This window comes from Chryseobacterium formosense (assembly GCF_900116415.1).
GTDB classification, from domain to species: Bacteria; Bacteroidota; Bacteroidia; order Flavobacteriales; family Weeksellaceae; genus Chryseobacterium; species Chryseobacterium formosense.
The window spans coordinates 217198-243492 of the sequence record NZ_FPAP01000001.1 but is presented as its reverse complement, the minus strand read 5'-3'; the positions used below and the strand labels follow the sequence as shown (position 1 = coordinate 243492).

Genomic DNA, 26295 nt, shown 5'->3' with positions numbered 1-26295 from the left:
TTTTAAACCCATTGATGCCCTTGTCTTTCCACCAATGCATTGCTGTCATCGGGTCCCCAACTTCCTGCTTCGTAATTCGGGAAAGAAGAATCTTTGGTTTTCTCCCAGGTTTCCTGGATCGTTTTTACAACATCCCAGGCTTCTTCCACCTGATCCGAACGCATAAACAAAGTAAGATCGCCTAATAGTGCTTCCAATAAAAGTGTTTCATACGCTTCAGGAGTGTCTGTCTGACAGGCAAAATTGTCAAAAATCATTTCCACAGGTTTTAGTTCTAAAGAAAGTCCGGGCTTTTTAGACATAAACTGCAATCTGATGTCCATTTGTGGCTGAATATTAATAATCAATCGGTTCGCCGACAGAAGTGATGTACTTTCGGAGAATGTAGAATGCGGAAGTGGTTTAAACTGAATCGTAATATAAGAATGTTTTTCCTTCATCTTCTTCCCGGTACGAACGTAGAAAGGAACGTTTTCCCATCTTTCGTTATCCAGATAAAACTTAATAGCAGCGAATGTTTCCGTATTCGAATCAGGAGCAATTCCTTCTTCCTGACGATAACCATTGACTTTGACACCATTTACTTTTCCTCTTCCGTACTGACCTCTCACAGCGTAATGATCAACCTTATCTGGCGAAATTCTGCGGATTGATTTTAAAACATCTACCTTACGATCCCTGATTTCTCCTGATTCCAATGAAACCGGCGGTTCCATGGCAACCATGCAAAGAATCTGCAAAAGGTGATTCTGAATCATGTCTCGTAAAGCACCGGTCTGTTCATAAAAGCTTGCTCTTGTCTCTACTCCTACTTCTTCGGCAACAGTAATCTGCACGGATTCTATATGTCTGTGATTCCACAAAGGTTCAAAAATAGAATTTCCGAATCTGAATGCTAAAATATTCTGAACCGTTTCTTTGCCTAAATAATGGTCGATACGATAGATCTGTTCCTCCTGAAAGGTTTGTGAAAGAAGATCATTGAGTTCAATAGCAGACTCTTTATTATGACCAAAAGGTTTTTCGATGATAATTCGATCTTTTGCAGGGTCTGAAGCTATTGAAGTATTTTTAATATGATTTGAAATTACCGACACGAAGTTTGGCGCGATGGAAAGATAGAAAAGCCTGTTTCCTCTCATTCCATACACTTTGTCGAAATCTTCCAGTTTCTGATATAAATTCTGATAAGAACTTTCTTCATCCAGCTGATGCTGAAAATAACTGATATGTGCTTGAAAACCAGCCCAGTCTTCCGGCGTTATCGTCTTTCTTGAAAAACTTTCCAGATTTTCTTTAATATAAGCTCTGAATTTTTCATCCGTATTTTCGGCTCGTCCTAAAGCTAAAATATTGAAGCCTTTTGGCATTCTGCCATCAATATATAAATTGTAAAACGCAGGAAAAAGCTTCCTTTTTGCCAAATCTCCCGTTGCACCAAAAATAACGACCGTCGTTGGATGCAGGATTGTGTTGTCGCTCATTTTCCTGATTTATTTATTTAGGTTTTGCCATGAAGTATGAAAAACTCCTTCTCTGTCTGTTCTTTGGTATGTATGTGCTCCAAAATAATCACGCTGAGCCTGAAGCAGATTTACCGGTAAAGATTCTGTTGTGTAAGCTTCGAAATATCCTAAAGCTGCCTGAATTCCTAAACTTGGGATTCCGTTTGATGCAGCGAAAGAAGCCGTTTTTCTTAATGAAGAAATTTTAGTTTTTACGATTTCTGAAATTTCCTGATCCAATAAAATATTCGATAAATTCTCATCTTTAGAATAAGCCAAATAGAATTTTTCTAATAAAACAGAACGGATTATACAACCGCCTCTCCATATTTTCACAACATCTTTCAATGGGATTTCAAACTGATATTCTTCAGAAGCTTTTACCAATAATGCCAAACCTTGCGCATAGCTGATCAAAGTAGCCAGATACAATGCATCGCCAACTTCCTGGATGAATAATTCTACATTTTCGGGTGTTGAAATTTCTTCTTTAGCATATAATTGAGAAGCTTTTATTCTTTCCTCTTTATAAGCTGATATAATTCTTGAAGTAACGGCAACATCAATGGTCGGGATCGAAACACCAATTTCCATCGCCTGTTCTGAAGTCCATTTTCCGGTTCCTTTTGCTCCGGCTTTATCTAAAATCTGATCAACAAGAAAACCGTCTGTCAAATCATCTTTTTGCTGGAAAATATCTCTTGTGATTTCAATAAGGAAAGAATTCATTTCGCCTTCGTTCCAGTTTTTGAAAACTTCGTATAACTGATCATTGTTCAGACCGGCTCCTTTTCTCAACAAATCATAAGCCTCGCTGATTAATTGCATAATGGCATATTCGATTCCGTTGTGAACCATTTTCACATAATTTCCTGCTGAACCTTTCCCCATGTAAGCGGTACAAGCTTCACCATTTACTTTTGCTGAAATTAATTCCAGCATAGGTTTTATTAAATTGAAAGCTTCCAAATCTCCACCGGGCATAATACTTGGGCCTCTTCTTGCACCCTGCTCTCCTCCGGAAACGCCCATTCCCATAAAATGCAGGTTTTTAGAAGCCAAATCAGCAATACGTCTCTCAGTATCTTTGAAATAAGAATTCCCAGCATCAATTACAACATCTTTCGGGCTGAGAAACGGAGTAATACTTTCAAGAACAGCATCCACTGGTTTGCCTGCAGGAACCATCAAAATAATTTTTCTCGGAATGTCTAGACCGATTACAAATTCTTCGAGAGAGACAGAGCCGATTACCTTTGTACCTTCAGTCACTCCATTTCGAAGCTCAATGACTTTTTCTTCATCCAAATCGAATCCTGCTGTAGAAAAACCATTATCGGCAATATTATAAAGCAGATTTCTCCCCATGACTCCGAGACCAATGACCCCGTAATTATACTTTTCCATTCTTACTTAAGATTTATTTATTTTTACACGCCAAATTTACGGAAATGCAAATCAGTAAAAAAATTATGCGAAACTTTCTTTCAATGATTGCAGTAGTTGTAATCAACTGAAAATATATAATAATTACATCATCATCGGAACTTCCATCAATAAATCTCTTATTTTCTGATTGCTTTGAGGTTTAATTTCTGTCTTTCAATTTCTGCACTTCTTTTTAAATAAATGCATAAACACTTCATTTTTAATGAAACATCAATAGCCATAACCCTACTTTGATGTATGTGGCGTTATCTTCTATAAAATTTCAAAGTGAATTTTTATTTAAAATCCATTCTTCAGAATCTTTAGCAGTTCCGTCTGCTGAATAACGTCATTTTTACTGTTGATAAGATTATAATTTGCCTGAAGCCAGTTGTTTCGGACAACAAAAAACGTGTAGGCATCCATTAAACCTTCTTTATATTTTTCTTCTGATTTTTGAAATGAGAGTCTTTGGTTTTCGAAATTTAATTCCAGAAGATTATATTTTTCCTGAGCATTCAGAAACTGAGCTCTTATTGAATTGATCGATTTTGCGAGATCATTCACAATTAAATCTTTATCGTAATTAGAATTAATCACGTTCAGTTTGGCAATTTCTACATTGTTTTTTACTTGAAACTTATTAAAAATAGGAATATTGAGTCCAAATGAAACCGACTGATTTTTATTTTGGCTAAACTGATCTGAAAAATTGATGTTTACAGATTGATTATTTCCTAAAAATTTATTATAAAACGTTGACCAGCTGTAATTTCCTGTTAAAGTTGGTAAATAGCCCGATCTTTCGATACTTATATTTTTTTCCTGAGCCTGAATTTCTGCAAGTATGGTTTTATAGGCAGGATTATTTTCTATCAATTTCTGCGTAAATTCTGAATCCGAAAAATTTTCACTCAACAAACCTTCTTCCGCCATCACAAAATCTATCGAATCATCTTGCAAATTCAGAGCATTGAGAAGGTTTATTTTGGCTAAATCACGTTGATTTTTTGCAGAAACCCATTGCTCCTGCAACGTTCCAAGGTTTGCTTTAATATCGTAAACATCACTTTTAGAACGGTTTCCGATCTCAACTTCTTTTTCAGTTCTTTTGATCTGCTCTTCAATTCCTGAAATCTGTGTTTCTAAAACATCAAGCCAGCTTTTACTGTTCTGATATGCGAAAAAAGTCTGAATCACATTCAATTTCACTTCATTTTGAGCTTGTTTCAGTTTGTAAGTGCTCGTTGTTTTGTTGAGTTTTGAGAGAGAAATATTCAGATAATTTTTCCAGTTAAACAATTCAGCATTGGCCTGGGCAAAAACCTGATCATATTGCGTATTGAGCGCTTCTCGCTGGTTGTTTGACTGATTAATAGACGAACCGAAACTATAGCTGTGATTCACTCCCGCATTTACTGATGGTAACAACATTCCTTTTGAAGCTGCAATTTGCCGGTCGTTTTTCTGAATATTTACGGTTGCCTGTTTAATCAAAGGATGATTTGTAGAGGCATAATCCAGACATTTCTGAAGATTCCAGCTTTCCTGAGCAGGAAATAGATTGATGATGAATATGAAGAGTATTTTTTTCATGTTTTAAATTTGGCAGGAAGATGGATGATGGAGGCAGGAGGTTTAGACACATCAAACTTCCACCTTCCAGCATCTGTCATCCGGCATTATTCGTATTTCAGATATTTAACGAGACTAATTTTTGTGGCGCGATAAGCTTTGAAACTTACCACAGTAAAGGTTAGGATCAACAATAAAAATAAGCTTAAAATATATGGCCAAACCGGCATATCGATTCGGTAAGGAAAATCTTTCAGCCATTCGTTCATCGCATAATATCCAAAGGGCATACTGATGATAACGGCAATCACACAAATCAGTAAAAACCGTTTGGTTAAATCCCATACAATTGTTTTTTCGTCGGCACCTAAAGTTTTTTTGATGGCTACATCTTTTAGTTTTTGCTCTATTAATAATGAGGATAAAGCAAATAATCCCAATAATGCGATGACAAGAACCACAATATTCAGAGTCGTAAACAATGTTTGTTGTTTCTGGAATCTCTCGAAAGTTTTTGCAAACTGCTTATCTACAAATTCATATTCAAATGGGTAACCCGGTTCTGCTTTTGTAAGCCAAAATTCTTTAATGCGTTCCAAAGTACCTTCGATATCGTTTCCGGAAACTTTTATCTGAATATTAGACATATTGTTTTTCACCCAGTTTCTGTCATAATTAAAGAAAACGACCGGTGTAATCTGTTTGTCGACTCCACTGTAGTAAAAGTCCTGTACTACGCCAAGAATTTTATATTTTTTCCTGTCATCCCAGCCTGTCAGAATTTCTTTACCTAAAGCAGTTTTAGGATTAAAGCCTAATTTTTTAGCAAAAGTTTCATTTACCACAGCTCCATTGATGGTATCCGAAGCTATTTTCCAGTTCAGATCTCTTCCCGACAAAAATTTTATTTTATAGAAACGCAGATAATTTTCATCAATAGCTCCCAAACCAGTACCTTCCACTGTTTTTGTACTGTCTCTTGCATCTTTAGCTACAGAACTATTGGTAATTCCTCTGCCTATCGACTGAATAGAACCTGTAATTTCAGTTACGCCTGATAATTTAGAAATTTCATTTTTCAGCAGCTTATATTTTTTGAAATTGTAATCATTCTCCCATTTGGTCTCTTTAAAATCGATCTGAACAACCTGGTCCCCTTTGAAACCAAGATCTTTACTCATCATATATTTTACCTGAGCATGGATAATGAGCGAACAAATAATAAAGAACGAAGAGATGATCAATTGTACAGTCAGAATAGAATTTCTCAGCCAGACACCGTGTTTGCTGCCTGCAAAATTTCCTTTTAAAGTATTGATTGGTTTAAAATTCGAAAGATACATCGCAGGAATCAACCCGGAGATCAGAGAAAACAGAATCAGCAACAAGCCTGTGTAAAGAAACAGACTTAAATTATTAACCTCGATTTCCTTCCCAAGAAATTTATTGTAAGAGGGCAGCAAAAGCTCAATCATTGCCAATGCAAGAATGTAAGCCGTAAAGCAAATTATAAAAGTTTCCAGCAGAAACTGTAAAATCAGTTTTGATTTTGTACTTCCTACCGCTTTTCTTACGCCGACTTCTTTCGCTCTTTGTGAAGCCTGAGCTGTTTTAATATTTATTAGGTTAATCCCAGACAAAAGCAATATCAACCCGGATAATCCTAACAAAATCATGATCGATTTTTTGTCGCCTTTATTAATGCCTTCACTTTTTGCATCAAGCTTTATATTGGCAAGTGGCGACAGATAAACTTTTAACGGGTTTTTCTTATCAATTTCATAACCCCATTTTTTTGCTGAAATTTCATCTTCCTTTTGTATTTTTTTTGAAATTTTATTTTCGATAGCTTTAATATCTGAACCCGGTTTCATTTTAAAAAATCCATAATAGCTGTAACTCGTCCATTGGGTTTTACTGTTTTCCATATAGGGATTCATAAACACGAAATCAGGTTTAAAAACAGTATTTTCCGTTGGTTTTTTATAAATGGCGGTAACGATATAATTTTTATCATCAACCTCAACTCTGACCGTTTTTCCGATAGATTCTATATAATCGTCACCAAAAAGTAGTCTCGCCGTTTCTTCAGACAATGCCACTTTATTTATATCCGTCAAAGCATTTTTATAATCTCCTGCAACTTTCTCAAAAGGGAAAAAGTTAAAAAAAGAATTAACTGTTGCTCCCGCCGTTACATAAGCTGAATTGCTCCCGAAACTAATTTTCTTTCTTCCCCAGTCGTTAAATATTGTTGCATCTTCAATTTCCGGGTATGTTTCTTTCGATTCGAATATTTGTGGATAGCTGGAAACCGCCATTGTTCCGAATGACGAATTCCAGTTCTCTACAAGATAAATATTTTCTTTATTCGGGTTCCATTGTTCATACGATTTCTCGTCCTGCCAATGAATATAGATCAACAGAAAAACACATAAGCCAACACTCAATCCCAAAACATTGATAATGGTAGAAAGCCAGTTTTTTCTATAATTGATAAATGCTATTTTGAGCCAGTTTTTAATCATAATTTTGGTTGTTGGTTTTTGGTTGTCAGTTGTTAGTTGTAAGAATTTCCTATCAACTATCAACAAACAATGAGCAACAGTTTATTCGTATTTCAGATATTTCACAAGATTCACTTTTGATGCTTGATACGCTTTTATACTGACAACAGCGAAAGTGAGAATTAATAATAAAATAAGACTCAGAACGAAAGGAAGAACAGGCATATCAATTCGGTAAGCAAAATCTTTCAGCCACTCGTTCATCAGATAATAACTGATCGGAATGCTTATTAAAACAGCAATCAGCGTAATCCAAAGGAATTGTTTTGTTAATCCAATAATTAAAGCTTTGTCTGATGCTCCTAAAGTTTTCCTAATGGCAACATCTTTCAGTTTTTGTTCGATCATTAATGATGATAATGCAAATAACCCAAGTAAGGCTACCATCAAAACCATTGCATTCAAAATTGTGAAAAGTATTTGCTGTTTTTGGTATTTAACAAAATTTTCAGCAAATTTTTTATCAATAAAATAGGAATCAAAAGGATAACCTGGTTCTGCTTTTTCTTGCCAATATTTTTTGATTCTTTTTACCGTTGCATCAATATCATCTGCTTTCAATTTCAATTGAATATTATACACACCAAATCTTTTCCAGGTAGTTTCTTTGTAATGGAAAAATGTGATGGGTTCCACTGCAGTTTTCGGGCTCCACATATTAAAATCGTTCACAATTCCTACAATATGATAAGGTTTGCTATCAAAACCGGGACGAATTTCATTTTTCAAAGCTTCATCATCTGTCCATCCGAATTTTTTCACAAAAGCTTCATTTACTATAACATTTGCAATTGTATCGGAGGCTAAATTAGGATTCAGCCAGCGGCCTTTTTTCAATTTTACATTCATAAACTGGAGATAATCAAAATCCATAGAACCGTGCTGGGCATTGATGCTTTTATCTCTAAAATCTACATTTGAATTACTGAATCTGCCACTTCCCGGAACCGCTTCTCCGAAAGAAACACTTTCAATACCTTCAATTTTACTTAACTCATTTTTCAAGCGTTCATATTTCAGCCAGGGTTTTTCTACATTCTCACTAAAATTAACGTACAATATTTGCTTTCCACTAAAACCAAGGTCTTTATCCATCATATGTTTCACTTGTGAGTTTACAACCAAACCTCCAATAATGAAAAATGAAGAAATCATTAATTGCAAGGTCAAGATTCCATTTCTCAACCAAATCCCGTTTTTGCTTCTTGCAAAATTTCCTTTTAAAGTTTCAATAGCTTTGAAGTTCGATAAATACATTGCCGGAATTAATCCGGAAATCAAGGTAACCGCCAAAACCATCGAGAAAGAATAAAAGTAAATATGCCAGTCATTCATCACGATTTCTTTGTCATAAAACTTATTGAAACTTGGCAGAAGAAGCTCTGCTAAAGCCAAAGAAAGAAGATATGATGCAAAACAAATGATAAACGCTTCCAATAAAAATTGAAAAACCAAACTCGATTTTGTACTTCCTATGGCTTTTCTTACACCGATTTCTTTGGCACGCTGAGAAGCTTGCGCTGTTTTTAGATTAATAAAATTTATAGCTGACAGAACAACAATCAAAATAGAAAGCGTTAGCAAAATCATCATTGTTTGTAAATCGCCATTTCCGAACCAATAAGCTTTTGCATGAAGTTTTAATTTGTCTAATGGTATCAGCTCACAACTATTCGGACCATACAATTCCATATATTTCTCAATGGTAACACCAGAACCTTCTTCATTGATTTTTGCTCTATATTCGAAAACTTCTTTTACCAATTTATTTTGCACAGCAACTAAATCGGCATCTTTTTTCAACATAAAAAAACATCCGTAATTAAAACTTCCCCAAGCTTCTTTATCATTTTTCATCTGTTCATAAGCCAGAATAATAAATTCAGGTTTTATGAGACTGTTTTCCTTCGGTAATTCATAAACGGCAGTTACGATATAATTTTTACCATTAAATTTCAGGCTTTCTCCCGCAACATTGGTTCTTCCAAAAACATTTTTGGCTGAAGTTGTAGAAAGAGCAACTGCATTTTCGCTTTTAAGAGCATTTTTAAAACTTCCTGAAATTAATTTAAATGGAAAAAAATTGAAGAAATTTTCGGATGTTGCTATTCCGTCTTGTTGATAAACCGTTTTGTTTTTTGTTGTCATCTTGAAACCCATTCCGGACGAATTAAAAAGAACAAAATCTTTCACTTCCGGAATCAGCTTTGCAGCGCGTTCTGCCATAGGGATAGAGATATTGCTTCCGTACCCTTTATCTTTTTTATAATAACTCTGAATTCCATAGATTTGGTTCTTCTTCGGGTTCCATTTTTCGTAGGATTCTTCGTCATTCCAATGCATGAGAATGAGCATAAACCCTGTAAGACCGATGGTTAATCCAAACAAATTGATGATGGTGGAAAGCCAGTTCTTTTTATAATTGATGAAGGCAATTTTGAGCCAGTTGTTTAGCATAATTGTGGTTTTTTAGGTTGGAAGCTGGATGATGGAAGCTGGATGTTTAAATTATTGCGTTCGATAACTTCCTGCTCCGATCACCCCGCTTCCCGCTTTTTTTACTCAAAGTTTTTAGAATCAGCCTTTTCGAAAACATCTTTTCTTTGGGAAGAATGTTCTTCGGAAAAGATTTCACCATCTTTCATATTTACAATTCTGGAAGCATAACCTGCATCGTAGGAAGAATGCGTTACCATTGCGATCGTAGAACCTTCTCTATGAAGTTCCGCAAGAAGATTCATTACCTCATTTCCGTTTGAGCTGTCCAGATTTCCGGTTGGCTCATCGGCAAGAATTAATTTTGGACGGGTAACCAAAGCTCTTGCAACAGCCGCTCTTTGTTGCTGACCTCCGGAAAGCTGTTGCGGATAATGCTTTGCTCTATGAGAAATATTAATTTTCTCCATAATCTCTTCTACTCTTCTTTTTCTTTCTGAGGAAGAAACACCGTTGTAAATCAATGGTAATTCGATATTTTCATAAACTGTAAGTTCATCAATAAGATTAAAATTCTGAAAAATAAAACCGATATTTCTCTTTCGGATGTCAGATTTTTTCTTTTCAGAAGTTCCGATTGTTTCAGTCGATTCAAATTGGTAAGAACCTGAGGAAGCACTGTCCAAAAGTCCAAGAATATTAAGAAAAGTCGATTTTCCACAACCGGAAGGTCCCATTATCGCAACAAATTCGCCTTCTTTGATTTGCAGGCTCACATTATTAAGTGCGTTGGTTTGAACATCTTCAGTTTTATAGACTTTTGAAAGGTTTTGAATATTGATCATTTTGCTATTTTTTATTTAAAGTGTATTATTTAGTTTTAAAATTAACTGTTAAAAATTTATTTTTTAATATCTAATATCTCATATTTTTTCAGTTCAGTATAATCAGAAGTAATTACCGATTCGCCTTGCTTTAATCCTGAAACTACTTCATAATAAAGAGGATTTTCTCTTCCTAAACTGATATTTCGTTTTGCTGCCTTGTTACCTTTCACGACAAAGATCCATTTTCCGTTCGTGTCTTTGTAGAAATTTCCTTTCGGAATCATCATACTTTGCGTGTCGGCAGATAATTTCAGTTTCACTCCGAAAGTCATCCCTATTTTCAGAGTTGAAATTTTTGCGTCGATGAAATTCAGTTCCACAGAAAATTGTCCGTCTTTCACTTCCGGAAGAATTTTGGTGATAATGACTTCATATTCTTTTCCGTTATTATCTAAACTTCCTTTGATGCCGTTGGTTAATTTATTAATATAATATTCGTCTACTTTTGCTACCAGTTTGTAACCGCCCATCAAATCAATTTTCCCGACACTTTCTCCTGTCGTTAAATTCTGTCCTAAAGAAATATTAAATGATGACAATCTCCCAGAAGCAGGCGACATAATCAGGAAATTGTTTTTGTTGGAACGGAGGATATTTAAACTTTTTTCCATTTGGTTAATTGAGCTGTTTATTGCTGCAAACTGGGAATTTCTCGAAATTTTCTCATTATAAGCGCCTTTTTCCACGATTTGTTTTCTGTCTTTTTGATAATTCAAATTCTGAAATGCAATATCATAATCAGTTTTCTTTCCGATTTCTGCATCATACAATCTTTTTTGAAGATTAAAAGTTTGCAACGCCGTATTATAGTCATTCTGAGACTGCAGTAATTCTTTATCCTGATTGAATTCCTGATTTTTTAATTCCAAAAGCGAACTTCTCATCTGGCTGATCTGTTGCATAATTCCCGTTTCCTGATTCAGGTAATTGAATTCTGTATTCGGGTTGTAAACTCTTGCAATGGGTTGTCCTTTTATTAGTATCTGACCGTCTTCTGCAAAAATTTCTTTTACAGCACCACCTTCCAGAACATTTACCAAAGAAGAATTGAGCGACTGCGTCTGTGCAGTGACCATCAGCATATCTTCGAATTTCCCTTTCGTCACTTCTTCAACTGTAATATCTTCTGACTTTACATTATATGTTTTTTTCTGATTAAGAAAATACCATCCAAAAACTGAAACTGCCAAAACAGAGGTAAATATAATTAGGACAAATTTTAATTTAGATTTCTTTTTTACTATTTTCGTATCCATATTGTAGATAACCGATTTATTTACAAACAATTACACAATACACTTGCCAGAGGTTTATGAATCTATAACGCATTGTAAATGTGATTAAAGAAATTTAATTAATTTTAAAACTGTTCATTATCGGACACTTTTTGTGCGAAAATGGACACAGTTGACTATTGATATCTTCAATATATTTTACAGAATGATGAATAAAAATTATGGCTAAGAAATTAAAAAATACAGAATCTTCAGATAATCAAATCATTTTTTCAAACGAAAAATTGTTCTCGGATTTATCTTATTTAATAGAGCAAAGTCGTCAGCAGGTGGCGATGCAAGCTAACAGTACCCTAACAATTTTGTTTTGGCAGGTTGGAAAACGTATTAATGATGATATTCTGCAAAACCAGCGTGCAGAATATGGAAAACAAATTGTGTCGACAGTGTCGGCACATTTGGAAACTTCTTACGGAAGAAATTTTGCAGAAAAAAACGTACGAAGAATGATGCAATTTGCAGAAATCTATTCTGATTTGCAAATTGTCGTTACACTGTCACGACAATTGACGTGGTCTCATTTTTTGGTTTTAATTCCTTTAAAATCAGTCGAAGCTCAACAATTTTACGCACAATTAGCCATAAGTGAAACATTTGGTGTAAGAGAACTCCGAAAACAAATTACCAATAAAGCTTTTGAAAGAACTGAAATTGTGAATCTACAATCATCTCAAAACGAAAACTTCCCTATCAATACTTTCAAAGATCCATATCTATTAGATTTTCTTGGGTTACAGAACGAATATTTAGAAAAAAATATTGAGACAGCTATTCTTCATGAATTGGAAAAATTCATCTTAGAATTAGGAAAAGGATTTGCCTTTGTAGAACGTCAAAAAAGAATAATTATCGATAGAGAAGATTTCTATCTTGATCTTTTGTTTTATCATCGTTCATTAAAAAGATTAGTGGCAATCGAATTGAAATTAGGAAAATTCCAGGCAAAATACAAAGGTCAAATGGAACTATACCTGAAATGGCTCAACAAAAACGAAAGGCAGGAAGGTGAAGAAATGCCAATTGGACTAATACTTTGTGCAGAAAGCAGTAAAGAGCAAGTAGAGCTTTTGGAAATGCATAAAGATGGAATTATGGTTGCCGAATACTGGACGGAATTACCACCTAAGAAAGAACTTGAACGGAAACTACATTTAGCCTTAATCGAAGTAAAAGAACGTTTCGAATGTAAAAAATTGCTGTAAAAACTATTAAATAAAAAAATGCGAAAAAAAGAAGCTCATATTTTAATTGTTGATGATGACGAGGATATTTTGTTTTCGGCGAGAGTCTGGCTCAAGAAGTTTTTCACAGAAGTAAGTTGCCTCAGTCAGCCAAAAAATATTCTGAAATTTTTATCCGAACAGCAAGTTGACACAGTTCTTCTCGATATGAATTTCCGAAAAGGTTTTGAAAACGGACAAGACGGCTTATATTGGATGCAGGAAATCAAAACTTTGGAACCTCAACTTCCAATCATCCTGATGACCGCTTATGGAGAAGTGGAATTGGCGGTTGAAGCTTTGAAAAATGGCGCTTCTGATTTTATTTTAAAACCCTGGAATAACGAAAAATTGTACGCTTCTGTGAATCTCGCCGTCGATATTTCCCGAAAAAATAAAAAACTGAATCAGTGGGAAAATATCAGCATCAAAACCAATCAATATCAATTGGAAACGCAGTCTTTTGCGATGAAAGATGTGATGGAACAAATCACAAGAGTCGCTCCGACTGACGCGAATGTTCTGCTTCTCGGCGAAAACGGAACCGGAAAATATGTTTTGGCAGAGCATATTCATGAATTATCGGAAAGAAAAAACCAGCCTTTTGTTCATATCGATTTGGGAAGTCTTTCGGAAAATCTTTTTGAGGCCGAATTATTCGGGTATAAAAAAGGAGCCTTTACCGATGCGCATCAGGATTACGCCGGAAAAATTGAAAATGCCGAAAACGGAACCGTTTTCCTTGACGAAATCGGGAATCTTCCGCTTCATCTTCAGACTAAATTATTGAGTTTGATTCAAAACAGAAAACTGTCGAGAATCGGAGAAAGCAAAGAGCGACTATTGGATGTGAGGTTTATTTTTGCAACCAACGAGAATCTTAAAAAAGCCGTTGCAGAAAACCGTTTCCGAAAAGATTTGTATTATAGAATCAATACGGTAGAATTAAATATTCCGAGCTTGAAAGAACGCTTAGAGGATATTTCGAATCTATCCGAATATTTTCTGGATAAATACAAACAGAAATATCACAAACCTGATTTGGCTTTAAATGAAGTTTTAATTTCAGAATTAACGCATTATTCCTGGCCGGGAAATATCCGTGAACTCGACCATTGCATCGAAAGAAGCGTGATTCTTTCCAATGAGAAAAATCTTAAATTGCTGATGCCACAACCTGAAGAATCTGAAAGTACAATGATCAATCTGAATCTTGAAGAAATGGAAGAAATATTGATTAAAAAAGCCTTGAAAAAACACCGAGGAAATATTTCTTCGGCTGCAGAAGATTTAGGCTTATCGAGAGCAGCGTTGTACAGAAGAATGGAGAAGTTTGAGTTGTAAATTGGTTGATAGTTTTTGGTTGATGGATGTTAAAATCGAATTATTAGCCTTGAAAAGGCTTTAAAGAAAGAGTACAAAATGAAAAAACAACAAATATTCTGGATCATATTTATTCTTTTGGCCATCGTCAGTGGGATTTTTGCGTTTGATTTTTATTCTCACAACAAATGGATTAATTGTATTTTGTTTTCATTGATAAGTTTGCTCTGTATTTTTTTGGCTCAAAATTCAGCTTTGTCTTATATTCAGAAAACGGAAAAACTGCTTTTGGCAATTCAGAAAAAGGATTTTTCATTATTTCCGAAATCTGAAGAAAACAGTTTGGTCGATAATGCCGTTAAACTTTATTATCAAAGCAAAGAAGAACATCTTTCGCAGTCTTCCTACAAACTTCTGTATGAAGAAATTTTAAATCAACTGGAAATTGGTTTGATGATTTTAACCGAAAAAAATAATCATTGGGATATTTTTTATGTGAACCCTGTCTTTCTGGAAATTTTGCAGATCCCGAAATACAATTCCTGGAATCTTTATGAAAATAAAGCTCCGGATTTTTATAAAATTATCCAACATACCCGCTACGAAAACTCTCAGGAATTTTTTGATATTTCAATTAATGAAAATACGAAACAGTCATTTTCTCTCAGAACCAAAAAAGTTCAGAATGCGAAACATCGTTTTTGCATCATCAGTTTAGAATCGGTTCAGAAAATTATTGAACAAAAAGAAAAACTGGCGTGGAACAACCTGATGAAAGTAATTTCTCACGAACTTTTGAATACATTGACTCCTGTGAACAGCTTAATTCAAAACCTTGAATATATCGCCAATCAGGAAACCATCGAAAAAGAAGATCAACAAGACATGAAAGAAAGTCTGATGATTATCAATTCAAAATCGAAACAATTATTGAATTTTGTAGATGATTACAGGCAAGTTGCAGAGCTCCCAAAACCCGTTTTTCAAACCGTTCCTTTACATAAAATTGTAGAATCTGCACTCAGTTTTCTGAAACCTGAATTTGACAAAAAACAAATTAAGATCATTAATTCATTAGAAAATCTAGTGGTTTTAGCAGATGAAAAAATGATTGAACGTTGTCTGATCAATCTTTATCTCAACGCCATTTACGCCGTTTCTGATAATGTTGAAAGAACGATTAAAACAGAAATAAAAACTCAAAATAACCGTGTCATTCTAAGTGTAGAAGACAATGGAATCGGAATTCAAAAGGAAATTCAGGATAAGATTTTTCTACCGTTTTTTACGACGAGAAGTGGCGGTTCCGGAATTGGTTTGACGCTGAGTAAAAGTATTATCGAAGCCCATAAAGGTTATCTCAATTATAAACCTTTGGAACAAGGAAGCCGGTTTGAAATTTGGTTTATCAACTAAAAAACACGTTTTATTCTTTCAGGTAAACGCCTTTTAATTATAGTTTTCGAATAGTTCTTTGTAAAATTCAATCTCATTTTTATAATAATCTTTACTCATTGTTGTAAGAGCCGGGAATGTTTTAAAAATGAAAAATTGTTTATCCTTTGTTTGGGTTACCAAACAGAATGAATCTTCGGAGTCTCTTTTAAATATTGCACTCGAAATATTTTTATCTATCACCTTATATTTGGAGTTGTAAAAAAATCTGAAATTGTTTTCCGACAGATATTGAAACATTTTATCAGCTTCAGTAATAGAAATTACTCCGTTTTTAGGGGCAGACTGAAGTTTTGTCCAAACCGCTTCAAGTTCTTGATTATTTTTAAAAACCGTATAATACTCAAAATTTCCCTGATCTGCAGGAGCATAAACTTTTAAATTGGTATCTTTAGAAAATGCACTTTTCGTTTCAGTATTTATAGTATTGAAAAAATCTTTTTCTAAAATTGAAAGTTGATTTTTATAAGAATTCCAGTCTTTATTTTGATTACCAATAGGTTTCATTATATTTTTAGCCATTCTCAATTGGTGAAGCAATTGGTTTAATTCTTCTTCGGATGTTGGCTGTGGCTTTTTGTTCCAAAAAGGTGTATTGCTCAGATAGATCAGATATTCTTTTGATTTTGGAAGATATTCAAAAAAGAATGCTCTTACTCTACCATCCAGTTTAATGATCGCAGTGTTACTATCCGTAAAAAAAGTTTCATCAGCTGTTTTGAGAACATCAGAAATTTTTAATTGAGCCGAATGAAGATCGGGTACAACAAAAAAATCGCCTTCACCTGTGCCTGAAGGAATATAAGGTATAAAATTGGAAACAGAAAAACGCTTGAATCCTTTTGCATTACTGTCTATTGAAAATTTGTCATTAATTTTCCATTGAAATTGATAATAGCTCCCCGAATCATTTCCTGAATCAACAAAATTAATTCTGTAATTGAATGGCAGGTTGAATTGATAACCATTTATTGAATTTTGATATCTGATAACAGGAGTTTCAAGAATTTTTTTTGCTTCAGCAGAATCTATATGTTCTATTTCAAGAGCTGATTGATTATTTGGAACTTCGATATTTTCATATTTTGAAGACATTTGTTTGCCTCCACAGCTTATAAAGATTATTAGCGATACAGAAGCTCCTATCAGATTTTTCATATGTAATTGGTGTTTTTTGGTATTTCCTTAATAAATTTTAGTTCCGGAAATGGTAAGCTGATGCTCTGTTCTGATAGATGGGCAGCATCTTCCGTCTGTTTCGGCATATTCTAATTTTTCAACGTAGATTTTACCGCTATTTATTTTTTTAAAATTAAACAAATAATCAGGTTCGTACCCTCCAATAACTTTAATATTAGTTCCGGTATTCTTATATAAAACCAAACCTTGCCCAACAATAGTGTTTCCGCCTTCTTTGGGAGCGAGAGAAAAATAAATCAAGACATCATCAGTTCCGTCACCGGTAAAATCTCCTGTAAATGTATCCTGACTATCCAAATATGCATTATGGGAATCGAGTATTTTGGGCAGATATTTTTGAAATTGTTTTTCAGCCAGTCTTTTTGCTTCATCTGTTGAAATTTTTCTTACAGGTTCTGCAGAGTTTGCTTTTGGCAATAATTTGCTTTTGTTTAAAGCCAAATCTTTCGGATTTTCATTGGCTTTATTGCATGCACCAAGTACGATTAGTATGATCAATAAAATTGTTTTTTTCATGATATGTTTGAATTTTTATCCTGAATTAAATAATATCAGACCATAATATTATTTTTTTAAATATTAAATTTTCATTAAAATTATACAAAAGCTAAAAATAAACAAGCGACTATTATTCAGCAAATTATATTTATAGTGAAGAATCAGCGCAAAATCAGTACCACATTACCTTTATAAAGAAAATACCAATTCTGAAAAATTTATTTACAATAAAAAACGCTAATCCTTTGATAATCTTTCAATAAGTAACAAACATAAATACAAAATTTTGACATATACCCTTTTTTTAAATCATTTCTATAATAGTTTTTAATCATAATAATGTTACGAACAGCATAACAATCAAAAAGGTAAATTGAAAAAAAACGTTATTTTTGCCTCAATAAAAAAATTGGTGTTTGTTATTTTTATCTGTAAATTAGCATTACCAACCAAAGTATTAAACAAAAAATCACATGAGAAAGATAATTTTACTTCTTACCTGTTTTTTCGGAATATCTGTATTTTCGCAGATTAAAGTCCTGAAAAACGAAACTTTAGTCGAAATAGGAAAAGATAATTCTGTCGGATTATATAAAAAAGATAATAAGTTCACTTTCAATTATCAGGATATTAATACGAGTAATCTCAATACGTTCAGGTCATTCTCATTCAATGATATGAATGGTGATGTACAGGAACTTTATAAAATGATTACCGACGGTTTTATCGATCAGCCTGCAGGAAATATTTCTTTAGAACTTCCCAATGACATCATCGAGCTTCAGTATGAAAGAAACTACGGCCAACCGACAGTACAGTTTATTCAGTACATCAACAAGAATAAAAAATATGTTGGTAAATCTCAGTTTTTGAATAAAAAGCAGATCGACAAAATTTTTGGGATCGGAACTCCGAAAGCTGCTCTTTATAAAGCTGCCGTGAAGCAAGTGCCTGTAAATCCTGTAAACAATACAGCAACACAGACTCAGTATAATAATACAAACCAAACTCCGGCTTCATCAAAAACTCCGGCTAAAACGACAAAAAAGAGAAAATAAATTCTGTTTTTTAAACATATATCAACTCATTCTTACCGAATGAGTTTTTTTATTTCTATTTTTGCCAAAATATTTCATTTTATGTCTCTTCAGGTAATCAATTTAACAAAGAAATTTGGTGAGCAGACTGCTCTTAATACAATCAATATCAATATTGATAAAAGTGAAATCATCGGGCTTTTGGGACCGAACGGAGCAGGGAAATCGACTTTGATGAAATCTATTGTTGGGGCATTGAAAATCGATGAAGGTGAAATTATTTTTAACGGAAAAAACATTACAGAAAACGAGATTGAAAGCAAAAAAAAGATCGGTTTCCTGCCTGAAAACAATCCGCTTTACCTTGAAATGTATGTGAAAGAATACCTTCAGTTTGTAGCCAATATTCACAAAATTTCTGAAGCCAGAGTAGATGAAGTTATCGAACTGGTCGGAATTACTCCCGAAAAATCGAAAAAAATAGGACAGCTTTCTAAAGGTTACAAGCAAAGGGTTGGTTTAGCGCAGGCAATTATTCATCATCCGGATTTGTTGATCCTGGATGAGCCTACAAACGGATTAGACCCGAATCAGATTCTTGAAATCAGAAATGTGGTGAAAGAGATCGGTAAAGAAAAGACGGTTTTGCTTTCTACACACATCATGCAGGAAGTTGAAGCACTTTGTACCCGCGTGATTCTTATTCATAAAGGAAATATTCTTCAGGATTGCAATATCGATGAGTTTAAAGGAAAATTTAGCAGTCTGGAAGAAGCTTTTGCGCATTATACCCAGAATTTTGAGGTTAAGACTGAGGCTGAAATTAAGGCTTAATAAACATTTATTTTTAGCTAAAAAGATTCTAATCAATATTAATTGGCTCTAAATTTGATTCCCATTTTATAATTTTAAAACAAATAAAATGATCAAGAAATTATTATTGGGAGCGCTATGCATTGCTCAGTTTTCTCTGATTTCAGCGAACGATTTTACGCCCAATCCTATTAAAGATAACGGAACGGGATATTTTCAGAACGTTCCAAAATCGGTTATTATTAAAACTAAAAAATTTAAAGTAAGAATTGATAAACAACCCAATGGAAACTACCTGTATCAATCTTGGGGAGCAAATACGAAAATTACGGCAAAACCAGCTATGATTATCAGTAACGGAGAATTGATTCCGGACGGATCAGGAGGAAATTATTATTTTGAATTTAATAATAATGGAACAATTTATCAGGTTTGGAGAAATTACCTTACTGCCTCAGCGAAAAAAGCACCTTACACATTAGTTGTTATCGATCAAAACGGTAAAACAATCGTCAATCAGGATGCGCAAATCGTTAAAAATTAAATATCAAACTCTCGCTTTAAAAGTGAGAGTTTTTTCTTTATGAGCCTAATTGTTTCAGTTGTGTAAAATAATTGCTTTCTGCAAAGCTTTCTTTAGCTGCACGATATCCGATATTGAAAATTTGTTCTAACCGGTCTTTTTTTCGTTCAAAAGTTCCGTAGCTCGATAAATCCTGAGACGAAATAAACCAGTCACAATATTCAAATTTAACCTTTTCGATGCGATATGACAGCAGATCATAAGATCTTGAAACAATGGCTTTAATCGATTTTAAATCGTTGATTTTAATATCATGAGGAGGCGAAACAAAAATGCCAATCAGTTTATCACAATCATCACGGATAATATCTGCGGGAAAGTTGTTCAGAACACCTCCATCACAATACATTTCCTCGCCCAAAATATAAGGTGTCGTAATTCCCGGAATGGAACATGAAGCGATGATTGCATCAGTAACAAGGAAGTCCTTATCAAAAATTTTCTCCGTTCCCCCAACCAATTCTGTAGCAACAATTTTCACTTCCTTATCTAAATCCCCAATTTTCATATCATGAAAAATAGGTTTCAGATAGTTATTAAAAATAACTGAAGAGACCAAACCAGGCTGATTGAATGCAAAATGTTTCCAATTGAAAAAGTACACTGACTGAAAGAAATCTAAAATCTCTTCAGGTTTTTTGCCAATTGCATAAAGACAACCTACAATAGAACCGGCACTACAACAAGCCAGAATGTCGATATCAATATTCTGTTCGTTTAGGAATTTTAATACTCCTGCATGAGCAATACCTTTGGTTCCGCCGCCCGATAAAACCAATCCTGTTTTTTCAAAGTTCATTGAATAAATGTAAGAAAACCTCCTATAATATGGTATTTAATTATTCTAAATATTTTGTTAATTGTTTTAATACAAAAAACCACAGACAAAATCTGCGGTTACATATCTACAATATAATTTTTAATTATTAATATACTTTTCAAAAATTTTGGAGAAATCTTTTTGGGTATATCGATCAAAACTATTGGTATTCCAGGCGAAAATATATTCGTTGATGGCCTTTAGTTCCTGACTTTTCGAAACATTTTCTTGCTTTCCCGACGCTACGCTGCCAATTGCTTTCTGGATGCTGTCATTAGAAAAATTCAGTAATGAATGATTATGATGAACTTCCTGCTGAATTGCCAAAAGTGCTTTGTACAAGTCTTTCAACTGATCGATTTGGGCTTTTGCAACGCTGATCATCAACGGAACATTTCCGATATTGAATGAAATTTCAGCATCCAAATCAATCGTTCCTGCAGTTTGTAAAGTCACGTTTGAAAAAGGAAATTGATAATATTCGTATCTTCTTAAAATTCTCTTCCTATCAATCGCACTGGCTCCGTCGATGTGAATCAAAGCTCTGTTGGTAAAACAATATTCGTCTCTTTTAGATTTAATCAAGAAGAAAATTTTCTCATTGTCTTCCGACAAAATATAATCATCAGAGTCTACTTTATCATAATCCTGAGAAGGAATGATCTTACCGATGTCTCCCAATCCTAATGCTTCTGCAGCTAATTTCTTAAACATAATTTATTTTAATTTGTATTTTTATTAGGCGAATAAAATTAAGAAAATAAGTGAAATAAAATCAAAAAAAATCATCTTACAAAAAGAAAAAACCACAGACAGAATCTGTGGTTTTGATATTGTTAAACTTTGTCAAAGATTTTCAACTTTGACAAAGTGAAAAATTAAATATGAATTACTTCTCCATAAGCAGCAGCAGCAGCTTCCATAATCGCTTCAGAAACCGTTGGGTGCGGGTGAATTGACTTGATGATCTCGTGACCAGTCGTTTCTAATTTTCTAGCAACAACAGCTTCTGCAACCATATCGGTAACCCCTTCTCCGATCATGTGGCAACCTAACCACTCACCATATTTAGCATCGAAAATTACTTTAACGAAACCATCTGTATTTCCGTTTGCAGTAGCTTTTCCACTTGCAGAAAGAGGGAATTTACCCACTTTGATTTCGTATCCTTTTTCTTTAGCCTGCTTTTCTGTAAGACCAACAGAAGCAACTTCAGGATGACAATACGTACATCCAGGAATATTGCCATAGTCGATTTTCTCAACGTGCATTCCTTTGATTTTTTCAACACAAGTAATCCCTTCAGCAGAAGCAACGTGAGCTAAAGCCTGAGTCGGGATCAAATCTCCGATTGCGTAATATCCCGGAACTGAAGTTTCGTACCATTCATTTACCAAAACTCTGCCTTTATCTGTCTGAATTCCCACTTCTTCAAGACCGATGTTCTCGATGTTGGCAGCGATTCCAACAGCAGATAATAAGATATCAGCTTCAAGAACGATGTTTCCTTTTGCTGTTTTCACAGTAGCTTTTACACCTTCTCCGCTTGTGTCCACGCTTTCTACAGAAGCATTTACCATAATTTCGATCCCTGATTTTTTCAAAGATTTTTCTAAGTGCTTAGAAACGTCTTCATCCTCCACAGGAACGATGTTTGGCATAAATTCAACAACAGTTACTTTTGTGCCCATTGTGTTATAGAAATCAGCAAACTCAACTCCGATCGCTCCAGAACCTACAACAATCATAGATTTTGGTTGCTCAGGAAGAGATAATGCCTGTCTGTATCCGATTACTTTTTTACCATCTTGTGGCAAGTTTGGTAATTCTCTTGAACGAGCTCCAGTTGCGATAATGATGTGAGTACCTGTATATTCAGTTACTTTCCCGTCTTTATCTGTAACAGAAACTTTTTTACCTTTTTGTACTTTTGCAGTTCCTAAAATAACGTCGATTTTATTCTTTTTCATCAAGAATTCAATCCCTTTGCTCATTTTAGAGGCAACACCACGGCTTCTCTGAATTACGTTTGGAAACTCAAAACTAGCTTCCACTTTATTCAAACCGTAATCTTCTGCATGATTAATATAATGAAAAACCTGAGCCGACTTCAACAAAGCTTTAGTTGGAATACATCCCCAGTTGAGGCAAATTCCACCTAAATTTTCTTTCTCGATAATTGCAGTTTTGAAACCCAACTGTGCCGCTCTGATTGCAGTAACATATCCACCAGGACCACTCCCGATAACAATAATATCGTAATTCATTAGTTTAAAATTTTTATGCGAATTTAAGGAAAAATATTGGATGCACCACGTTTCTGGTAATTCGTGAGGTGATGCATAATAATCACCATTTTTATTTAATTATAAACAAAAAAGAGAACACAAAAAGCATTCTCTTTCAATAAATTTTATTTTAATTTAAAAATCTCATAAAACTGAACAGATATTGAAATTTTCACTTTAATAATATTTTAAATATCTATTTAGCAGTTCTCAGCAAACGTTTTTCATTCTGGTATCTTTCATTTAATGCTCTAAGCTGATCCTGCTTCATTTTCTTGGTTGCAACAGGATGATTTAAAATCATTTTCTTTTCTGCATTATACCTTTTATTTAATTCACTCAGTTTACTGTTGTATAATTGCGTTTTCGAAGGATGTGGCGGTGCAGGCGGGCGTTGTTGCGCGTATGCCGTTGCTGATAAACCTATCAATAAAACTGTTGATATAAATAACTTTTTCATGACCTTTACTTTTTTGAATGACTTTAATGAATTAATCATTATCAATTAAATTCATTCAGATTTAAAATAAATATTACATATATCATACCAACATTCTAAACAACATTTACTGAACTTCAATATTTTGTTTTAAAGGAAGATTTTTTGAAGAATTTCCAACCATGATTCTGTAGGTTCCTTTTTCTACAATCCAATTCATTTTTTCATCTAAAAATTTCAATTCCTGAACCGGAACTTCAATCAAAATCTGCTTTGATTCTCCCGGTTTTAACACTACTTTTTGGAAATCTTTCAACTCAATAACCGGTCTTGAAACTGAAGCCAGCAAATCTTTTACATATAATTGAACAACTTCACTTCCCGCTTTTGAACCTGTATTTTTAACTTTAACTTTAGCAATAATCGTTTCGTTTTCAGAATACTTTGTTTGATTTAATTGTAAATCTGAAATTTCAAAAGTCGTATAGCTCAATCCAAAACCAAAAGGATATAAAGGTTCTCCGCTCAAATCATAATAATCATTTCCGCGTCCTGTCGGGTGATGATTGTACGTCAAAGGCAATTGCCCTTCCTCAATCGGAAACGTAATTGGCAATTTCCCGGATGGATTTTCTGCTCCGAAAAGCACTTTTGCAACGGCATTTCCACCTTCTTCTCCGGGATACCAAATATCTAAAATGGCTCCGACCTTATCTTTCCAATCCGTAGTTTTTATTGCAGAACCACCCACCAAAACAACTGTTGTCGGTTTATTTAATTTTGAAACTTCGTAAATAAATTCTTCCTGATTTCCGGCTAGGCTCAATGAAGAACGATCCTGAAATTCACCTTCATGAATTCCTGCTGTGACGATGATGTAATCTGCATTTTTAGCTAATTTCAATGCATCATTAAAATCTTTCTGATAATCATTTAAGCCATAATTCCAAATCAGTTCAATGTTCGCTTCACCTCTATTTTCATGAAATTCAATGACAATATCAAATTTTTGACCTTTCACAAAATCTATGTCAACAGTTTTGGTTGAATAACTCAACTTTTCCCAATTGTCAATCATTAATTTTCCATTTAAATATAATCTGAAACCATCGTTTCCACGTAATCCAAGCTGATATTTTCCAGAATTTGGAGCTTCTAATTTTCCCATCCAACGAACGCTGTAATTGTCGGGTTGCAGTTTTTCAGGATTTGGAGAATATAAAGTCCATTTGAAATTCAACTGTCCGTCCTGTTTTTCAAACGCGGGATTTCCTTTTAAATCTGAATTAGAAAAATAATTCCCTTTTAAACCTTTTTGATTTTCAGAAGATAAAAACTCACTCGGAACGGTTGTAAATTCCTTTACATTCCAATCAATTCCTTTTGAATAATAGATTTCAATATTTTTATTTTTAGTGAAATTTTTGATTCCATCCAAAATACTCACTTTCTTATTTCCTGGTCCGGAATAACCGCCTAATCTTGCATCAACAGCATCTGTTCCAACCACTAAAATCTTTTTAATATTTTCCGAAATCGGAAGCGTTTGATTATTATTTTGAAGCAAAACAAAAGATTCAATTGCTGTTTTTTCGGCTAATGGTTTGTGATTTAATTTCTTTAATTCCGAAATAGCTGCATCAGAAACGTAAGGATTTTCAAACAAACCTAGTTCAAATTTTGCTCTTAAAACCCTCGAAACCGCATCATCAATTCTTTCCTGCGAAATTCTTCCATCCAAAAACGGTGGAATAAACAATTTATAATGTTGATATTCTGTCTGGAAAATCACGTCAAGTCCTGCATTGATGGCCTGTGCAGAAGCGTCATCGTAATCTTTTGCTGTAAAATGGAGAACATTTGCACCACCGACCGCACTTGCATCACTGATCACAAAACCTTTGAAATTCCAATCTTTTTTTAATTTTTCGGTTAATAACCATTGATTTGCCGTTGAAGGTCTTCCATCCAACAAATTATAAGAAGTCATGACCGAACGACTTTTTCCCTGATTAAAGGCTTTTTGAAAAGGAATTAAATGTGTTTCCTCCAAATATCTTTTGCTCCAATGAATTGGATATGAATCTCTTCCACCTTCGCCGACATTCGCTAAAAAATGTTTTGGAGTAGTAATAATTCTCTGATTTTCAAATGAACTTACAAAATTTACACCCATCACCGAAGTCAGAAACGGATCTTCACCATACGTTTCCTCAGTTCTTCCCCATCGAACGTCGCTCGCCAGATTCACCACAGGAGTCAAGATTTGACGAATTCCCCTCAATTTTGATTCTTTGGCAATAGCTGTCGAAACTTCTTTCATCAACACAGGATTGAAGGTTGCCGACAAACCAATCGCCTGCGGAAAAGCCGTCGCACCTTCACGCATCAATCCGTGCAAAGCCTCATCAAAAGGGATAATCGGAATTCCTAATCTTGATTCTTCCACAAAATATTTTTGAATGGTATTGATTTTTTTGGCTAATCTTTCCGCATCTTCATTGGCATTATATTTCAGCAATTGTCCGGCAGCTCCACCGCCCTGATTTCCTGCACTTACCTGCAATCCGAATATTCCCTTGGAATATTGACCGTTTGGAACATTATCCAAATCTCCGGGAATCATGAAGCATTGCCAGAATTTTTCTTCGGGCGTCATGCGTTTAAGTAAATCCTGAACTCTGGCTTCAATAGGTTGTTTCGGGTTTTTGTATAAAGGTTTTTGAGCGGAAATAAATATCATACTCAGCAATGAAATAAATGTGATTTTAAATCTAAATTTATAGCTCATAAAATGATTTTGAGTTAATAATTGTTCTTTTGTCTTGAAACAAAAGAACCAAAAGTTCAAGACTTGGAACTCTCCGCTAAAATTTTGAAAAACTTCCTAAAATTTCTAAACTCGGTCGGAAACAACGTTTTAACA

Annotated in this window: 20 protein-coding genes; 6 read left to right on the top strand and 14 right to left on the bottom strand. The window is 34.2% G+C overall.

Features of this window, described 5'->3' with window-relative positions; translation table 11 throughout:
* Nucleotides 1-2 precede the first annotated feature (2 nt).
* The 7 genes from zwf to BM371_RS01050 form a co-directional block, all read right to left on the bottom strand.
* The gene (gene zwf / locus BM371_RS01080) at nt 3-1484 is read right to left on the bottom strand and encodes a glucose-6-phosphate dehydrogenase (RefSeq protein WP_034674814.1); all 1482 of its coding nucleotides are present in this window, start codon (nt 1482-1484) and stop codon (nt 3-5) included.
* Nucleotides 1485-1493: 9 nt separating this feature from the next.
* Nucleotides 1494-2912, bottom strand: coding sequence for an NADP-dependent phosphogluconate dehydrogenase (gndA, locus tag BM371_RS01075; protein WP_034674812.1), 1419 nt, complete (start codon nt 2910-2912; stop codon nt 1494-1496).
* A gap of 321 nt (nt 2913-3233) precedes the next feature.
* On the bottom strand, nt 3234-4529 hold the full coding sequence (locus BM371_RS01070; RefSeq protein ID WP_034674810.1) for a TolC family protein: 1296 nt from the start codon (nt 4527-4529) through the stop codon (nt 3234-3236).
* Nucleotides 4530-4615: 86 nt separating this feature from the next.
* Nucleotides 4616-7036, bottom strand: a complete 2421-nt coding sequence (locus BM371_RS01065) for an ABC transporter permease (protein ID WP_034674808.1) — start codon at nt 7034-7036, stop codon at nt 4616-4618.
* Nucleotides 7037-7117: 81 nt separating this feature from the next.
* Nucleotides 7118-9532, bottom strand: a complete 2415-nt coding sequence (locus BM371_RS01060; RefSeq protein WP_034674807.1) for an ABC transporter permease — start codon at nt 9530-9532, stop codon at nt 7118-7120.
* A 101-nt stretch (nt 9533-9633) separates the two neighbouring features.
* Nucleotides 9634-10356, bottom strand: a complete 723-nt coding sequence (locus BM371_RS01055; protein WP_034674806.1) for an ABC transporter ATP-binding protein — start codon at nt 10354-10356, stop codon at nt 9634-9636.
* Between the two features lie 56 nt (nt 10357-10412).
* Nucleotides 10413-11654, bottom strand: a complete 1242-nt coding sequence (locus BM371_RS01050) for an efflux RND transporter periplasmic adaptor subunit (protein WP_034674804.1) — start codon at nt 11652-11654, stop codon at nt 10413-10415.
* A 200-nt stretch (nt 11655-11854) separates the two neighbouring features.
* Here BM371_RS01050 and BM371_RS01045 point away from each other — a divergent pair, with 200 nt between their 5' ends.
* The 3 genes from BM371_RS01045 (at nt 11855) to BM371_RS01035 (ending at nt 15652) form a co-directional block, all read left to right on the top strand.
* On the top strand, nt 11855-12895 hold the full coding sequence (locus tag BM371_RS01045; protein ID WP_051882679.1) for a PDDEXK nuclease domain-containing protein: 1041 nt from the start codon (nt 11855-11857) through the stop codon (nt 12893-12895).
* An 18-nt stretch (nt 12896-12913) separates the two neighbouring features.
* On the top strand, nt 12914-14257 hold the full coding sequence (locus BM371_RS01040; protein WP_034674803.1) for a sigma-54-dependent transcriptional regulator: 1344 nt from the start codon (nt 12914-12916) through the stop codon (nt 14255-14257).
* Nucleotides 14258-14335: 78 nt separating this feature from the next.
* Complete coding sequence (locus BM371_RS01035) at nt 14336-15652, top strand: sensor histidine kinase (protein WP_034674801.1); 1317 nt, start codon at nt 14336-14338, stop codon at nt 15650-15652.
* A gap of 33 nt (nt 15653-15685) precedes the next feature.
* On the opposite strand, the gene BM371_RS01030 is transcribed toward BM371_RS01035, so the two are convergent.
* Together BM371_RS01030 and BM371_RS01025 are read right to left on the bottom strand one after the other, a co-directional pair.
* A complete protein-coding gene (locus BM371_RS01030) occupies nt 15686-16849 on the bottom strand; it encodes a hypothetical protein (protein WP_131430911.1) in 1164 nt (387 codons plus the stop codon).
* A 27-nt stretch (nt 16850-16876) separates the two neighbouring features.
* On the bottom strand, nt 16877-17407 hold the full coding sequence (locus BM371_RS01025; protein ID WP_034674798.1) for an integrin alpha: 531 nt from the start codon (nt 17405-17407) through the stop codon (nt 16877-16879).
* A gap of 455 nt (nt 17408-17862) precedes the next feature.
* Between BM371_RS01025 and BM371_RS01020 the strand changes: the two genes are divergently transcribed.
* The 3 genes from BM371_RS01020 to BM371_RS01010 all read left to right on the top strand — a co-directional run bounded on the left by BM371_RS01020 (nt 17863) and on the right by BM371_RS01010 (nt 19783).
* Nucleotides 17863-18447, top strand: coding sequence for a hypothetical protein (locus tag BM371_RS01020; RefSeq protein ID WP_034674796.1), 585 nt, complete (start codon nt 17863-17865; stop codon nt 18445-18447).
* Between the two features lie 81 nt (nt 18448-18528).
* Nucleotides 18529-19260, top strand: a complete 732-nt coding sequence (locus BM371_RS01015) for an ABC transporter ATP-binding protein (RefSeq protein ID WP_034674794.1) — start codon at nt 18529-18531, stop codon at nt 19258-19260.
* A gap of 88 nt (nt 19261-19348) precedes the next feature.
* The gene (locus tag BM371_RS01010; protein WP_051882676.1) at nt 19349-19783 is read left to right on the top strand and encodes a hypothetical protein; all 435 of its coding nucleotides are present in this window, start codon (nt 19349-19351) and stop codon (nt 19781-19783) included.
* A 37-nt stretch (nt 19784-19820) separates the two neighbouring features.
* On the opposite strand, the gene BM371_RS01005 is transcribed toward BM371_RS01010, so the two are convergent.
* The 5 genes from BM371_RS01005 to BM371_RS00985 all read right to left on the bottom strand — a co-directional run bounded on the left by BM371_RS01005 (nt 19821) and on the right by BM371_RS00985 (nt 26160).
* Nucleotides 19821-20621: a patatin-like phospholipase family protein gene (locus BM371_RS01005; RefSeq protein ID WP_034674793.1), complete on the bottom strand. Its 801-nt coding sequence runs from the start codon at nt 20619-20621 to the stop codon at nt 19821-19823.
* A gap of 120 nt (nt 20622-20741) precedes the next feature.
* Nucleotides 20742-21356, bottom strand: coding sequence for a PH domain-containing protein (locus tag BM371_RS01000; RefSeq protein WP_034674791.1), 615 nt, complete (start codon nt 21354-21356; stop codon nt 20742-20744).
* A gap of 164 nt (nt 21357-21520) precedes the next feature.
* The gene (gene lpdA, locus BM371_RS00995; RefSeq protein WP_034674789.1) at nt 21521-22909 is read right to left on the bottom strand and encodes a dihydrolipoyl dehydrogenase; all 1389 of its coding nucleotides are present in this window, start codon (nt 22907-22909) and stop codon (nt 21521-21523) included.
* Nucleotides 22910-23126: 217 nt separating this feature from the next.
* Nucleotides 23127-23390: a hypothetical protein gene (locus tag BM371_RS00990; protein WP_034677180.1), complete on the bottom strand. Its 264-nt coding sequence runs from the start codon at nt 23388-23390 to the stop codon at nt 23127-23129.
* Between the two features lie 106 nt (nt 23391-23496).
* Nucleotides 23497-26160: a glycoside hydrolase family 3 N-terminal domain-containing protein gene (locus tag BM371_RS00985; protein WP_034674788.1), complete on the bottom strand. Its 2664-nt coding sequence runs from the start codon at nt 26158-26160 to the stop codon at nt 23497-23499.
* Between the last annotated feature and the right edge of the window lie 135 nt (nt 26161-26295).